This is a genomic window from Bradyrhizobium sp. SHOUNA76, assembly GCF_023006445.1.
Taxonomy (GTDB): Bacteria; Pseudomonadota; Alphaproteobacteria; order Rhizobiales; family Xanthobacteraceae; genus Bradyrhizobium.
Genome location: NZ_JALBHA010000110.1, coordinates 1 through 14870, shown reverse-complemented (window position 1 = coordinate 14870; position 14870 = coordinate 1). Strand labels below are relative to the sequence as shown.

Annotated in this window: 18 protein-coding genes; 10 read left to right on the top strand and 8 right to left on the bottom strand. The window is 63.7% G+C overall.

All coding sequences use genetic code 11. From position 1 onward, the window contains the following. The coding region (locus tag MOV74_RS15030) for a Smr/MutS family protein (RefSeq protein ID WP_246923383.1) at window positions 1-346 on the top strand (346 nt) is incomplete at its 5' end. Here MOV74_RS15030 and MOV74_RS15025 read toward each other — a convergent pair. From MOV74_RS15025 to hslV, 5 genes are all read right to left on the bottom strand, one after another. Further along, window positions 343-1467 (bottom strand): hypothetical protein, encoded by a 1125-nt coding sequence (locus MOV74_RS15025; RefSeq protein WP_246923379.1) that lies wholly within the window; start codon window positions 1465-1467, stop codon window positions 343-345. The genes MOV74_RS15030 and MOV74_RS15025 overlap by 4 nt on opposite strands. Window positions 1468-1711: 244 nt before the next feature. Then, a complete protein-coding gene (gene hslU, locus MOV74_RS15020) occupies window positions 1712-3016 on the bottom strand; it encodes an ATP-dependent protease ATPase subunit HslU (protein WP_246923377.1) in 1305 nt (434 codons plus the stop codon). A 49-nt stretch (window positions 3017-3065) separates the two neighbouring features. Beyond that, complete coding sequence (locus MOV74_RS15015) at window positions 3066-3683, bottom strand: DUF2585 domain-containing protein (RefSeq protein WP_246923375.1); 618 nt, start codon at window positions 3681-3683, stop codon at window positions 3066-3068. Then, window positions 3680-4162, bottom strand: coding sequence for a GNAT family N-acetyltransferase (locus tag MOV74_RS15010; protein ID WP_246923372.1), 483 nt, complete (start codon window positions 4160-4162; stop codon window positions 3680-3682). Before MOV74_RS15010 ends, MOV74_RS15015 begins: the two co-directional genes overlap by 4 nt. 186 nt (window positions 4163-4348) lie before the next feature. Beyond that, on the bottom strand, window positions 4349-4909 hold the full coding sequence (hslV, locus tag MOV74_RS15005) for an ATP-dependent protease subunit HslV (protein WP_194405259.1): 561 nt from the start codon (window positions 4907-4909) through the stop codon (window positions 4349-4351). A 196-nt stretch (window positions 4910-5105) separates the two neighbouring features. Here hslV and hisB point away from each other — a divergent pair, with 196 nt between their 5' ends. From hisB to MOV74_RS14960, 9 genes are all read left to right on the top strand, one after another. After that, entirely contained in the window at window positions 5106-5699 is a 594-nt protein-coding gene (gene hisB, locus MOV74_RS15000) for an imidazoleglycerol-phosphate dehydratase HisB (protein WP_246923368.1), read from the top strand. Between the two features lie 64 nt (window positions 5700-5763). Beyond that, window positions 5764-6294: a DUF2628 domain-containing protein gene (locus tag MOV74_RS14995; protein ID WP_246923363.1), complete on the top strand. Its 531-nt coding sequence runs from the start codon at window positions 5764-5766 to the stop codon at window positions 6292-6294. Continuing rightward, complete coding sequence (gene hisH, locus MOV74_RS14990) at window positions 6291-6941, top strand: imidazole glycerol phosphate synthase subunit HisH (protein WP_246923358.1); 651 nt, start codon at window positions 6291-6293, stop codon at window positions 6939-6941. The genes MOV74_RS14995 and hisH overlap by 4 nt, the downstream gene beginning before the upstream one ends. 154 nt (window positions 6942-7095) lie before the next feature. After that, window positions 7096-7839, top strand: a complete 744-nt coding sequence (hisA, locus tag MOV74_RS14985; RefSeq protein WP_246923355.1) for a 1-(5-phosphoribosyl)-5-[(5-phosphoribosylamino)methylideneamino]imidazole-4-carboxamide isomerase — start codon at window positions 7096-7098, stop codon at window positions 7837-7839. Between the two features lie 3 nt (window positions 7840-7842). Then, window positions 7843-8616 (top strand): imidazole glycerol phosphate synthase subunit HisF, encoded by a 774-nt coding sequence (hisF, locus tag MOV74_RS14980; protein ID WP_100175253.1) that lies wholly within the window; start codon window positions 7843-7845, stop codon window positions 8614-8616. 90 nt (window positions 8617-8706) lie between these two features. Next, on the top strand, window positions 8707-9033 hold the full coding sequence (locus MOV74_RS14975) for a phosphoribosyl-ATP diphosphatase (RefSeq protein WP_246923351.1): 327 nt from the start codon (window positions 8707-8709) through the stop codon (window positions 9031-9033). A gap of 20 nt (window positions 9034-9053) precedes the next feature. Next, window positions 9054-10010, top strand: coding sequence for a type I pantothenate kinase (coaA, locus tag MOV74_RS14970; protein WP_246923348.1), 957 nt, complete (start codon window positions 9054-9056; stop codon window positions 10008-10010). A 103-nt stretch (window positions 10011-10113) separates the two neighbouring features. Continuing rightward, a complete protein-coding gene (locus MOV74_RS14965; protein ID WP_246923343.1) occupies window positions 10114-10353 on the top strand; it encodes a hypothetical protein in 240 nt (79 codons plus the stop codon). A 135-nt stretch (window positions 10354-10488) separates the two neighbouring features. Continuing rightward, the gene (locus MOV74_RS14960; RefSeq protein WP_246923340.1) at window positions 10489-12459 is read left to right on the top strand and encodes a PAS domain-containing sensor histidine kinase; all 1971 of its coding nucleotides are present in this window, start codon (window positions 10489-10491) and stop codon (window positions 12457-12459) included. 3 nt (window positions 12460-12462) lie between these two features. Here the strand turns inward: MOV74_RS14960 and MOV74_RS14955 are convergent, their stop codons facing one another. The 3 genes from MOV74_RS14955 to MOV74_RS14945 all read right to left on the bottom strand — a co-directional run. Then, a complete protein-coding gene (locus MOV74_RS14955; RefSeq protein WP_246923330.1) occupies window positions 12463-13521 on the bottom strand; it encodes an AI-2E family transporter in 1059 nt (352 codons plus the stop codon). A gap of 109 nt (window positions 13522-13630) precedes the next feature. Continuing rightward, entirely contained in the window at window positions 13631-14260 is a 630-nt protein-coding gene (locus MOV74_RS14950) for a histidine phosphatase family protein (RefSeq protein WP_246923325.1), read from the bottom strand. 108 nt (window positions 14261-14368) lie between these two features. Continuing rightward, the coding region (locus MOV74_RS14945) for a response regulator (protein WP_246923321.1) at window positions 14369-14870 on the bottom strand (502 nt) is incomplete at its 5' end.

Below are 14870 nucleotides of genomic sequence, written 5' to 3'. Positions count from 1 at the left end.
AGCCGTCCCGCCTCTGGCGCCGCTTGGCAAGCGCGAGCGGACAAAACTGTCGCGCGGCCGCAGCGAGATCGAGGCGCGGCTTGATCTGCACGGAATGACCCAGACGCGCGCCCATCGTGCGCTGACCGGCTTCCTGCACCGCGCCCATCATGACGGCCTGACCTTCGTGCTGGTCATCACCGGCAAGGGCCGCAGCGGCGGCGAAAGCGGCGTGCTGCGCCGCCTGGTGCCGGAATGGCTGAGCCTGCCGGAATTCCGCGCCTTCGTCGTCGGCTTCGAGACGGCGCATATCGGCCATGGCGGCGAGGGCGCGCTGTATGTGCGGATCAGGCGGGCGAGATTTTAGAACGGCCGGATGATTCCGACGCGCGGGATCAGTGTGAGGATCAGGCCGAAGATGTTCGTTGTCCGATCCTCGGCTGGAATCAGCGGCGTCTCGCGCGCAGCCGGCAGCATCTTCGCCGCATGCAGGATCAGGAACATGCAGACCGCCCAGTTCGATATCCAACGGGAATAGTCGAACACCATCGCGAACATCACGAGATAGGCGAGGCTGACGCCGATCAGCGCCGCGATCACGAGGCGCCGGTGCGTCTCGCTTGCGAGCGCGCCGATCAGCTTCGTAAAATAGCGCCACAGCGGCGTGTGCAGCCAGATCAGCAGCGCAAAGACGGGTAGGCCGAGGATATTGTGCGGCAGGCGCCCCCAGGTGTCCAAAACCTCCTTCGCCAGCGGCTGGTACCAGATGTAGGCGAATTGCAGCAGGTCGGTTCGCGCCGGATCGGCCATCCGGGTCTTCAGATACGCGACGAAATCCGCTTCCGGGACCGGCATCGTTCCCAGGAATTGCGCGGCGAAGAACAGCGCCGAGACAATGAGCAAGGCGAGGATGCCGAAGGCGACGTTGCTGCGATTGCAGCCGTAAGCGAGGTAGTGCCTGACCGCCACGATGGTGATGATCGTCGGCACATACATCAAGAGATGAATGTGGTGGATCAGCACGAGGACGATCGAGAACAGCGCGGCTGTGGCGACGAACAGCAGCGAGCCCGCCGGCATCAGCAGCAGGATGAGCGCCAGCGCGCAGCCATAGATGTCGAAATGGCCGAGCGTGTGCATGAAGTTCTTCAGGAAGAATGGCGAGCCCGCCATGAAGACGAACAGCGGCAGCGTTTTAGCGGTGAAGCCAAAGGTCTTCTGGAATAGTCTTGCATACAGGCCGAGTGTCACCAGCCATGTCACCCCGCCGAGCGCGAACACGGACCATACCGGCACCTTGTCCGTAAACAGCGCGACGATGGCGCCGATCCATGCGCGCTTGATGAAGCCGAAATGGTAGTCGACCAGGAGATGGATATAGGGGACGTAAGGCGGCAGCTGGATCTTGTGGACGAAGACGCCGACGATGACCGCCGCGTTGACCGCGAGCAGGAGCCGCCAGGGGTTTTGCCAGATATTAGCGGGCACGTGCCACCGACGGCGCGTCAAACTCCGCCGTCGTCCCGGGCAAGCCACCGGGTCCGCGCAAAGCGCGGCCCGATGACAGGCTCCGCGCGACCCGGGACCCATAACCACAGGAGGCCATTTGAGGCAGGGCTGGAGCTACTATCTGGTTCAACGAGGACCGCTGGTGGTTTTGGGTCCCCGCGCCCGTGCGCAATCGCGCACCAGGCGGGGACGACAGCGAGATAGATAGCGGACTGAACCCAAATTACAAAATGAACCGGCTCAGATCCGCGTTCTTGGCGAGGTCGCCGACGTGTTTCTGCACAAAATCCGCATCGACCCGGACGGTCTCACCGTTGCGGTCGGGGGCGGTGAAGGAGATCTCGTCGAGCACCCGCTCCATCACGGTCTGCAGCCGCCGCGCGCCGATGTTTTCGACGGTCGAGTTCACCGCGACCGCGACATCGGCGAGCGCGTCGATGGCGCTGTGGGTGATGTCGAGCGTCACGCCCTCGGTCTGCATCAAGGCGACATATTGCTTGATCAGCGAGGCCTCTGGCTCGGTCAGGATGCGGCGCATGTCGTCGCGGGTCAGCGCCTGCAATTCGACGCGGATCGGCAGGCGGCCCTGCAATTCCGGCAACAGGTCTGACGGCTTTGCGACGTGGAAGGCGCCGGACGCGATGAACAGGATGTGGTCGGTCTTCACCGCGCCATGCTTGGTCGAGACCGTGGTGCCTTCGATCAAGGGCAGCAGATCGCGCTGCACGCCCTCGCGCGAGACGTCGCCGCCGACGCGGCCGTCACGTGCACAGATCTTGTCGATCTCGTCGAGGAACACGATGCCGTTGTTCTCGACCGCACTGATCGCCTCCAGCGTCAGCTGATCGGTGTCCAGCAGCTTGTCGGATTCCTCGTTGACGAGAATCTCGTGCGAGCCCTCGACCGTCAGCCGCCGCGTCTTGCTGCGGCCGCCGAGCTTACCAAAAATGTCGCCGATCGAGATCGCGCCCATCTGCGCGCCCGGCATGCCCGGAATCTCGAACATCGGCATGCCGCTGCCGGACGACTGCGTCTCGACCTCGATTTCCTTGTCGTTGAGCTCGCCGGCGCGCAGCTTCTTGCGAAAGGATTCGCGCGTCGCAGGGCTGGAATTGGCGCCGACCAGCGCGTCGAGCACCCGCTCCTCGGCGGCGAGCTGCGCGCGCGCCTGCACGTCCTTGCGCTTCTTCTCGCGGACCTGGGCGATCGCGACCTCGACGAGATCGCGCACGATCTGCTCGACGTCGCGGCCGACATAGCCGACCTCGGTAAACTTGGTCGCTTCCACCTTCAGGAACGGCGCATTCGCAAGTTTCGCCAGTCGCCGCGCGATCTCGGTTTTGCCGACGCCGGTGGGGCCGATCATCAGAATGTTCTTCGGCAGCACCTCTTCGCGCAAGGAGCCTTCGAGCTGCTGCCGCCGCCAGCGGTTGCGCAGCGCGATCGAGACGGCGCGCTTGGCATCGGCCTGGCCGACGATGAAACGGTCGAGTTCGGAAACGATTTCACGGGGAGAGAAGTCTGTCATGGGACCTTAGCTAGGGTCAGTTGCGGGCCGGGACAAGCCGGATTTTGCGTCAGATGATCGGCGGCCCGGATTGCCATTGCTTCACGGCATCGACCGGATGGATCAGCATCAGGATATTGAGCGTCAGATTGTCGCGAATGTGGAGCGCGAGCATGATTTCGAAGGCGAGTCCGAGCAGGACCGTCGCGGGCACAGGCAGCACGCGCGCGGCGAGGAACCCCAGCACCATGGCCAGATTGTCGGAGACCGAATTGACGATGCTGTCGCCGAAATAGTCCAGCGAGATCGTGCCAGCGCGGTAACGTTCGATGATGAAGGGCGAGTTCTCGACGATCTCCCAGGCGCCCTCGATCAGCATGGCGATGATCAGCCGCGCCGGCCACGACAGAGGCAGGAACGGCAGTCGCGCAAACAGCAGCCAGGTCAGGCCGTAGAACAGGAAGCCGTGCAGGACGTGCGAGAAGCTGTACCAGTCGGCGATGTGCTGGGAGTTCTCCGAGCTGTTGACCACGCCATGCCAGAGTTTGACATAGCCGCAGGTGCAGATCGGAACCCGCCCCATCGCAAGCAGGATCGAGGCCTGCAGCGCCAGCAGCAGCAGCGCGATGCCGACCCAGGCGAGCGGCGGAAATGCGGTCTTGGCGATGGGGGGCGCGGCAAGCGTCATGGGTCTCGGATCATCAGGAGGGCGGGACCATCTGGCGTGACAATCTCGTGCTGCGGCACGAATCCAGCTTTCTCATAGGCACGAATCGCGCGCGGATTGGCGGGGCTGGGGTCGATCACGATGCGTGGCACGCCGCGGGCAAAGAGCTGATCGATGAAGGCACGGATGAAAGCTGAGCCGTGGCCGCATCCCAGCATGTCGGCTTCGCCGATGAACTGATCGAGGCCGCGGGTGCCCACCGGCTGCGGGCCGAAGCTGACGTGCCAATCGCCGATCTGGTAGCACTGCAGATAGGCGAAAGACCGGCCATCAAGGCTGACGATGAACTGCGCCAAATCAGGATGCTCGAGGTCGCCGCCGACGAACTCGAGCGTCTCGGGATCATGCCACCATTCGGCGACATGCGGCGCATCCAGCCAGCGCCAGATCAGCGGCATGTCGGCCGGGGTCATCGGGCGGAAGGTGTAGGTGAGGGTCATCTAGCAGCCATGGCGGTGCTGCGCTCCCTCTCCCGCTTGCGGGAGAGGGTCGGGGAGATGGTGCCTCCACAATGGGACAGCCCCCAAGAGGAGAAAGCCCTCACCCGCGCCTTCGGCGCGACCTCTCCCGCAAGCGGGAGAGATTACAGCCAGTCCGGAGCGCCTCCATGGATTCACAGGTCGCCCCTACCCGGTTGCCAGGCTTTCGATGGTCAAATTGCGGTTGGTGTAGACGCAGATGTCGGCGGCGATGTCCATGGAGCGGCGGACGATGGTCTCGGCGTCCTTGTCGGTGTCGAGCAGGGCCCGTGCCGCCGCCAGCGCGTAATTGCCGCCGGAGCCGATCGCCATCACGCCGGCCTCGGGCTCCAGCACGTCGCCGGTGCCGGTCAGCACCAGGGAGACGTCCTTGTCGGCCACGATCATCATGGCCTCCAGCCGCCGTAAATAGCGGTCGGTGCGCCAGTCCTTGGCCAGCTCCACCGCGGCCCGGGTCAGCTGCCCCGGATATTGCTCGAGTTTGGCTTCCAGCCGCTCAAACAGGGTGAAGGCGTCGGCGGTCGCGCCGGCAAAACCGCCGATCACGTCGCCCTTGCCCAGCTTTCGGACCTTCTTGGCGTTGGACTTGATCACGGTCTGGCCGATCGAGACCTGGCCGTCGCCGCCGACCACCACCTTGCCGCCCTTGCGGACCGTCAAAATCGTGGTGCCGTGCCAGCCCGGCGAGCTGTTTTGGGAATCCTGCATGAAGTACCTCGTTGTCCGCCTGATTTAGGCGGTCGGGGCCAACGGGACAACTGGCGCACAACGGGCCGTTCCGGGCCGAATTTCACTCACCATAGGCAGAAGTAGAGGTCCCGCCAGCCGTTCCCGCAGTAGCGAAGGGGCCATTTGACTGTTAATAGACTGGCGTTTTCCGGCCAAACCCCAGCGAAAGCCTTCAATGCGCACCGCGACGATCAAGCGCAAGACCAAGGAAACCGACATCGAGGTCACCGTGAACCTCGATGGCACCGGCGTGGCCAATATCGCGACCGGCATCGGCTTTTTCGACCATATGCTCGATCTCCTCGCCCGCCACTCCCGCATCGACCTTACGGTCAAGGCGGTGGGCGATCTGCACATTGATTATCACCATACCACCGAAGACACCGGCATCGCGCTCGGCCAGGCGGTCAGGCAGGCGCTCGGCAACATGGCGGGCATCACCCGCTATGCCGGCGTGCACATGCCCATGGACGAGACGCTGTCGCGCGTGGTCATCGATATCTCGGGCCGCCCGTTCCTGGTGTTCAAGGCCAACTTCCCCCGCGACAAGATCGGTGAGTTCGACACCGAGCTGGTCCGCGAATGGTTCCAGGCCTTCGCCATGAACGCCGGCGTGACTCTCCACGTCGAGACCCTATATGGCGATAACAGCCACCATATCGCCGAGTCCTGCTTCAAGGGTCTGGCGCGGGCGCTGCGCACCGCGGTCGCGATCGATCCGAAAGCGGCGGGAGAAATCCCGTCCACCAAGGGCTCGCTCGGCGGCTGAGGTCTTTCGGCCCGCGGCGCGCGCCGCTTGCGGTATTACTGATTCCTAGGAACGGGGCATCACCATGCCTGTCTACACAGTTCATGCTCCCTCCCCTGCCGGAGCCGATCTGCGCGCGACCGACAAGTTCGTGTTCGTGCGTGACGGTTTCCATGTCAAAGCGATGATCTTCGGTCCGTTCTGGCTGCTGTGGCATCGGCTGTGGCTGGTGCTGATCGGCTATCTGATCTTCGTGGCGGCGTTCAATGCGGGGCTGTCCAGCCTCGGTGTTGGACGCGGCCCGATCTTCTTGGCCGATCTCATCGTTGCGCTGCTGGTGGGATTCGAGGCCTCGAGCCTGCGTCGCTGGACGCTGTCGCGCGGCAAATGGCGGCAGCTCGACGTGGTGATTGGCGACAACGAGGACACAGCCGAGCGCCGCTTTTTCGAGCGCTGGAGCCAGAAACAGCACGGCATCGTCAACGATCAATGGGCCGTCGATCGCGGCGGCCCGCCGCCGACCCGCACTGTGCCGGGTCAGCAATTCTCGAATCCGCCGCCCATTCCGGCCGGGGGCATCATTGGATTGTTTCCAGAACCGGGAGGGTCAAGATGAGCGTCGCCATCATCGATTACGGTTCCGGCAACCTGCATTCCGCCGCCAAGGCCTTCGAGCGCGCCGCGCGCAGCCTCGAGATTCCGCAGAAGGTCTTCGTCACCAGCGATCCGGACCAGGCCTACGGCGCCGACCGTCTGGTGCTGCCCGGCGTCGGCGCCTTCGCCGACTGCCGCCGCGGGCTGGACGCCGTCAACGGCATGGTCGAGGCGATCACCGAAGCGGTGCGCGTCAAGGCGCGGCCCTTTTTCGGCATCTGCGTCGGCATGCAATTGATGGCGAGCCGCGGCAAGGAACATGTCATCACCGAAGGCCTGGGCTGGATCGGCGGCGACGTCGAGAAGATCACGCCGCGCGACGAGAGCCTGAAGATCCCGCACATGGGCTGGAATACGCTCGAGGTGCTGCAGGAGCATCCGGTGCTGAACAAGCTGCCGCTCGGCCCCAAGGGCCAGCACGCCTATTTCGTGCACTCCTACCACCTCAACCCCGCCAGCGAGGCGGACGTGCTCGCGCGGGCCGATTACGGCGGGCCTGTCACCGCGATCGTCGGCAAGGACACCGCCATCGGCACGCAGTTTCACCCCGAGAAGAGCCAGCGTTTCGGTCTCGCTCTGATCTCGAACTTTCTGCGATGGAAACCGTGATGGATTCGACGGCTTTCATCTCGTCATTGCGAACGCAGCGAAGCAATCCAGCGTCTTTCCGCGCCGGCAGTCTGGATTGCTTCGCTGCGCTCGCAATGACGGAGTGCTTAGCTGACAAGTCCGTCCCCATGACGGGGACGAGAGCAGGTACGACATGATTCTCTTCCCCGCGATCGACCTCAAGAACGGCCAGTGCGTGCGCCTCGAGCAAGGCGACATGGCGCGCGCGACCGTGTTCAACCTCAATCCTGCAGCGCAGGCGCAGAGCTTTGCCGAGCAGGGTTTTGAGTATCTCCACGTCGTCGACCTCGACGGTGCCTTTGCCGGCAGGCCGGTGAATGCCGAGGCTGTCGAGGCGATGCTGAAGACGATCAAGATCCCGGTGCAGCTCGGCGGCGGCATTCGCGATCTCAAAACCGTCGAAGCATGGCTCGCCAAGGGCATCACCCGTGTCATCATCGGCACCGCCGCGGTGCGCGATCCGGAGCTGGTGAAAGCTGCCGCGAAAAAATTTCCCGGCCGCGTCGCGGTCGGGCTCGATGCGCGTGACGGCAAGGTCGCGGTCGAAGGCTGGGCGGAGACTTCGCAGGTGACGGTGCTCGAGATCGCGCAGCGCTTCGAGGACGCCGGCGTTGCCGCCATCATCTTCACCGACATCGCGCGCGACGGCCTGCTCAAGGGCCTGAACCTGGATGCGACCATTGCTCTGGCCGACGCCATCTCGATTCCCGTGATCGCCTCCGGCGGTCTCGCCTCGATCGAGGACGTCAAGGCGATGCTGACGCCGCGGGCATCGAGGCTCGCCGGCGCGATCGCGGGGCGCGCGCTTTACGATGGCCGACTCGATCCCGCCGCCGCCCTCACTCTGATCCGCAGCGCACGCGCGCCTGGGAGCTGACACATGTTCAAGGTGCGCGTGATCCCCTGCCTCGACGTCAAGGACGGCCGAGTCGTCAAGGGCGTCAACTTCGTCGATCTCAGGGATGCCGGCGACCCCGTCGAAGCCGCGATCGCCTATGACGCGGCCGGCGCCGACGAGCTCACTTTCCTCGACATCACCGCGACCCACGAGAATCGCGGCATCATGCTGGACGTCGTCCGCCGCACCGCGGAGGCCTGCTTCATGCCTGTCACCGTCGGCGGCGGCGTGCGCGAGGTCAACGACATCAAGACGCTGCTGCGCGCCGGCGCCGACAAGGTCTCGATCAATAGCGCGGCGGTGTCGCGGCGCGAGTTCGTCAAGGAAGCGGCCGAGAAATTCGGCGAGCAGTGCGTTGTGGTTGCGATCGATGCCAAACGGGTGAAGCGCCCGGGCGGCGACCGCTGGGAAATCTTCACCCACGGCGGCCGCAATTCGACCGGTATCGACGCCATCGAATACGCACAGGAAGTCGTCGCGCTCGGCGCCGGTGAGATCCTGCTGACCTCGATGGATCGCGATGGCACGAGGCAGGGATTCGACATCCCGCTGACCCGGGCGATCGCCGACAGCGTTCCCGTTCCGGTGATCGCATCGGGCGGCGTCGGCAATCTCGACCACCTCGTCGACGGTATCCGCGACGGACACGCCACAGCTGTGCTCGCCGCCTCGATCTTCCATTTCGGGGAATTCACCATCCGCGAAGCCAAGGAGCACATGGCCCGGCGCGGACTGGCGATGCGCCTCGATGCCTGACGACTCCCGTTCGCAAAAGTGCTACATGAGGCGACGGGGAATGGCCTCCGTGGCCAAGTCTGTTGCCAAGCGTGTTTCCGAGTAATTCCGATGCCGCGTTTCACGATCCACGATCTGGCCGAGACCATTGACGCCCGCGCCGCCGCCGGTGGCGAAGCGTCCTATACCCGCAAGCTCCTGGACAAGGGCGCCGAGCATTGCGCCAAGAAGTTCGGCGAGGAAGCAGTCGAAACCGTAATCGCAGCAGTCGAAAACGATCGCGCGCATCTGATCGCCGAAAGCGCCGACCTGCTCTACCATTTCCTTGTGTTGCTCAAGGCACGCGGCGTAAAGCTGGAAGAGGTCGAGGCGATGCTCGAGAAGCGAACGACGATGTCGGGCTTGGAAGAGAAGGCGTCGCGCAAGGGCGGTAACTAGTCGAGTGGAGAGGTCGCGTCATGGATATCCGCGCACCCGAGCAGCAGTATAATCCGTACCGCGTCTATACGCGCGAAGAATGGTCGCGGCTGCGCGACGACACGCCGATGACGCTGGAGCCGGGCGAGTTCGACCGGCTGCGCTCGCTGCACGACCGCTTGGACTTGCAGGAGGTCGAGGACATCTATCTTCCGTTGTCGCGCCTGCTCTCGATCTATGTCGACGCGATGCAGCGCCTGTATTACGCCGAGCGCCAATTCCTCGACATCCGCGACCGCAAGGTGCCTTATATCATCGGTGTCGCCGGATCGGTCGCGGTCGGAAAATCCACCACGGCCCGCGTGCTTCAGGCGCTGCTGGCCCGCTGGTCGCCCCGGCCGAAGGTCGAACTGATCACGACCGACGGATTTCTCTATCCCAACGCGGTGCTCGAGCGGCAGGGCATCATGCAGAAGAAGGGCTTTCCGGAAAGCTACGACCTGCCGCTGCTGCTCAGCTTCCTCTCCGACATCAAATCCGGCCGCCGCCACGTGCGCGCTCCGGTCTATTCGCATCTGACCTACGACATCGTGCCGAGCCAGTGGGCCGAGGTCGATCAGCCCGACATCCTGATCGTCGAGGGCGTCAACGTGCTGCAGACCGGCAAGCTGCCGCGCGATGGCAAGGCGGTGCCCGTCGTCTCCGACTTCTTCGATTTCTCGGTTTATATTGACGCCGACGAAGCGGCGCTGCGGCAATGGTACATCAAGCGCTTCCTGGCGCTGCGTGACACCGCGTTCACCAACCCGAAATCCTATTTCAACCGCTACGCGCTGCTGTCGGACGAGGAAGCCACCGCCACGGCGATCGCGATCTGGGAGCGCACCAACCTCGCCAATCTCGAGGACAACATTCTGCCGACCCGCCCCCGCGCGACGCTGATCCTGAAGAAGGGCGCCGACCACACGGTGGAGAGCGTGGCGCTGCGAAGGCTGTAGCCGCGGCGGTCGGTGGACGGCCTTCAAAATTTCAGACTGAGTGTCTTTTGTTGCAGACCGACCAAGGGTATTCCGTTATGGAATCCGAAAACGCTGATGGCCCATGGTTGATCGTCTCAGAAACGCCGCCGAGCATCTCGAAGCACCGACCTGCCCGGATTGCCATATCGAGATGAGGTGGTACCGATCCGAACTGCTCGCGGACGAGCCGGTCCCGATCATCGCGCATCTCTTCGTCTGCCCGCATTGCAAACGCGCGGCCCAGGCCGACACCATATTCAAGGCCGCCCAAGTCCCACCTGAGAAACTTTCTGCGCCGCGCTTTCTCGCTCATGCCCCATGAGGGGTCGCCGCTCCTGCAAAGCCATTATCCTCCGCCGATCCAGGCGAAGGTATAATCGTAGGTTGGCCGGGAACTATGTCTGCTGGAGAGCCGTTGAGCTAGGCAGGCCATCCCACGAGCACCTTCAGGACAGAAATGAGCCAAACGCCACTCGACGAGATCGGGGACGGCCGCCGCCTTGAATTGCTCGTCAACGCGATCGTCGATTACGCCATCTTCATTCTCGACATCGACGGCACCGTGAGAAGCTGGAACGCGGGGGCCGAGCGTCTCAAGGGATATTCCGCCAGCGAGATCGTCGGCAAACCGTTTTCAGTGTTCTACACGCCTGAGGACCGCGCGGCGGGTTTGCCCGGGAAGGCGCTGGCGACGGCGCGTGAGACGGGACGCTTCAATTCCGAAGGATGGCGCGTCCGCAAGGATGGCAGCAGGTTTTGGGCGCTCGTCGTGCTCGATGCCATCAAGGACGAGCAGGGTCGGTTGATCGGCTTCGCCAAGGTGACGCGTGACATCACCGAACGTCAGCAGGCCCATCTCGATCTGTTGGAGAGCGAGCGACGCTACCGCCGATTGATCGAGGCCGTCATTGACTATGCCATCTTCCAGCTCGACCGCGAGGGCAACGTGGCGAGCTGGAATCCCGGCGCCGAGCGCATCAAGGGCTACGCACCGAATGAGATCATCGGGCGCCACTTCAGCCAGTTCTATACGCCCGAAGATCTCGAAATCGGAGTTCCGAAACGCGCCCTGGCGGAAGCTGCCGAGCACGGCCGCTTCGAGGCTGAAGGCTGGCGCATGCGCAAGGATGGGTCGCGCTTCTGGGCGTCGGTCGTCATCGATCGGATCGTCGACGAGGAAGGCCACATCGTCGGCTTTGCAAAGGTCACCCGCGATCTCACCGAGCGCAAGCATGCTCAGGACGAGCTCAAGCAGGTCCAGGAGCAGCTGGTTGCGTCTCAGAAGCTCGAAGCCGTCGGGCAGCTCAGTGGTGGCATCGCGCACGACTTCAACAATCTGCTCATGATCGTGCTTGGGAATATCGAAACCGCCGAGCGCAATGCCCGCCACTTGGCCGGCAGCAGCAATCTGCAGCGCTCTTTAGCGCATGCCAAGCGTGGCGCCCAGAGAGCTGCGGCGCTCACCAGCCGTCTCCTGGCTTTCTCCCGCCGGCAGGCGCTCGATCCGAAACCGATCAACGTCAACAACTTCCTCAACGGCGTGCAGGAATTTCTCCAGCGCACACTGGGCGAGCGCGTTGAGGTCGAGGCGGTCGGGAGCGCCGGTCTCTGGCAAATCGAGGCCGATGCCAATCATCTCGAATCGGCCATCATCAATCTCGCGATCAACGCCCGCGACGCCATGCCGGAAGGCGGCAAGCTCACGGTCGAGGCCGTGAACGTCGCGGCCGACGATGATTACAGCCGGCTCAATCCCGAGCTGTCTCCCGGCCAATACGTCGCCATCTGTGTGACCGACACCGGAAGCGGAATGGCCGCGGACGTCGTCGACCACGCCTTCGAGCCGTTCTTCACGACCAAGGAGCCGGGCCACGGGACCGGGCTCGGACTCAGTCAGGTCTACGGCTTCGTCAAGCAGTCCGGCGGGCATGTGAAAATCTATAGCGAGATCGGCCACGGTACGAGCATCAAGATGTATTTCCCGCGCTACCACGGCGCGCTCCAGGCGGCCGTGAGCGAGCCGGACGATGTCTTGCCTGAAGGAGAAAAGGTCGAGACCATTCTCGTTGTTGAAGATGACGCCGACCTCAGGGCCTACGTGTCCGATGTGCTGCGCGATCTGAACTACCGCGTCGTTTCTGCCCCGAGTGCCCAGGGAGCGCTGACGATCCTGTTGCAGGAGGAGCCCAAGGTGAGCCTGCTTCTCACCGATGTCGTCATGCCCGGAATCAATGGGCGTGAACTCGGGAGACGCGCGCAGCAGATCCGGCCGGGATTGAAGATCCTCTACATGACCGGCTATTCCAGGAATGCCGTGGTCCATCAGGGACGGCTCGATGAAGGCGTGGACCTGCTCGAAAAGCCGATTTCCCAGGCAAAGCTGGCGCTGCGCGTGCGCGAGGTACTGGACCGACCGCTTAAGGAATGAAGGTCACTCCTTGACGTCCCGCCGCGCCTTCGAGGTCACGAAGATGCGCCACGCCGTCAGGAACATTGCGGCGACGAGTGGGCCGATGACGAAGCCGTTCGCTCCTAAAACCGCAAGGCCGCCCAGGGTGGCAAGCAGCACGACATAGCTCGGCATTTGGATCGACTGGCCGACCAGGATCGGGCGGAGAAAATTGTCGGCAAGACCGATCACGAAGGTCCCGAAAGCGAGCAGGATGATGCCCTTCGTGACCGAGCCGGCCACGAGCAAGTAGATTGCGACCGGAACCCAGACCAGCGCGGAGCCGAGCACAGGCAGAAGCGAAAGCAGCGCCATGACGGCACCCGCGAGCAAAGGCGCAGTCAGGCCGAGCAGCCAGAAGATCACCCCGCCAAGCGCTCCCTGGATCAGGGCAACCAATATGATCCCTTTGATCGTCCCGCGAACCGCCAGGGTGAAGGCATCCAGGACCTCGGCGGTCTGGCTCGGCCGCAGCGGCAGCGCATTGCGGATGCGTATGTTGAGCTCGTCACCATCGCGCAGGAAAAAGAACAGCAGGTACAGCATCACGAGCAAGCTTGCGACGAATTCCAATGTCAGCTGACCGAAGTTGATCGCATGGCCGGCCAGCTGCTGGCCGGCCGGGACGACCAGGCTCGACAGGCGCTCCTTCAGGGCCGAGAAATCGATGCCGGCCAGGCGATCCGAGAGCGAAGCAGCCCAGTCGGGCAGCGCGGATTTCAGCTGCTGCAGGGGATGAGCCAGATTGATCTCCCCGGACTGAACGCGCTGATACAGCTCGCCTCCCTGGTCGACGAGCGAAGCGATGATGACCCCGACGGGGATCAGGACCATGACGACCACGGCGACGACGGTGGAAAGTGCGGCAACGTTGCGCCATTTCGGGAACATTTCTACGCAACGTCGATAGAGCGGCGCGAAAATGATCGCGAGCAGCGTGGCCCACAACAATGCGCCAGAGAATGGCCAAAGCAGCCAGCCGAACGCGACGGAGATCACGCCAAGCCAGACGAGGAATGAGCGGTCTTCCGATGTTCTCACGTGTCGCCGGCCCTCCAGTCGCACCTCTCGGGACGTTGGTATCACAGGACTGTGGCGGAGCGGCAAGTCACGCCCGCCTCGGTCGCGACGGGGCGCCGAATTGGATCGGTCACTTGCCGGTGTTCGCAGCCCAATCGGCAATCTTGATGCGTCCCGCAAAGGTGGCGGGGCCAGAGCCACCGGCCTTGTAGACGAAGGCTTCGCCTTCCTGCACGTCGCCAGCCTCCTTGCCGAAGGCGTCTGCGATGTTGGTCTTGTGGGTGACCAGGAACGTGTTGGTGCCGGCTTTCGGAGGCGCGTCGACGAGCTGACGCACGGCCTGGCCGGCCTTTGCATTGGCGCCGGTCGGGTTTGCTATTCCCGATGCGCTGGCGTTGCTGCTGTCCGTCAACGCGTCAACCGGCTTGACCTCGCGGCCGGAGATCAGCTTGCCGGCCTCGACCGCGCGGTTCAGCCGGCTGGTGTAGACATCCCCGATCGGAACCGCGAGCTCCTTGACGGCCGCCCCGATCTGGCGCGCCATGTCCCTGCCCTTTTCGCTGAGCTGACGCTGGGCACTCATGTCGTCGAACTTGAAGGGGTAAACGTCCTTTTGGCTGTCGTCAGTGGCGGTGTGCCGAAAGATCAGGACAAAGCCGCCTTGCTTGAGCGAGGCGATGAGCTCCGGCGTATCGGCCGCGGCGTGGCGGGGCATTCCAGCGAGAAAAACAACGAATGCGAGGCGGCAAAGCACGTTCATGCGCAAAGTCCTTCGTTGCAAAACGCCCCCAGCTTATGGTGACGCGCAAGGCGGTCGATTTCAATTATCGACTGCTCGCCGCGATGAAGGTTCCCGCGAAATTCCGGGTCAGACGGCCAGCCGCCGTGATGCCGCCAGGCCAGCCAGCGCCTCTTCAAGCTTCTCCCGGTCGAGCGGCTTGATCAGAAATCCGTTCATGCCTGCCTCGAAGCAGGCATAGCGATCCTCCACCAGCGTGTTGGCGGTGAGCGCGAGGATCGGCGTGTGATGGCCGCCGGTGGCGGCCTCATGCGCGCGAATGCGTTTCGTCGCCTCGATGCCGTCGAGCTGCGGCATCTGGATATCCATCAGCACGAGATCATAGGGCGTGCCGGCCGATGAAGCGGCGAGCCATGATTCCAGCGCGGCCTCGCCGTGGACGGCGATGACGACGCGATGGCCGAGTTTCGTCAGCAGCGAGCGCATCAAGAGCGCGTTGATCTCGTTGTCCTCGGCGACGAGAATCGAAAAGCCCTTTGCTTGAGTCGCGCCGGTCGCTTCGGCCGGTGGTTCCGGCGCGAGATCGGGTGAGGCGACCTCCGGCGTCCGCCCGAGGCGCGCGGCGAGCGAG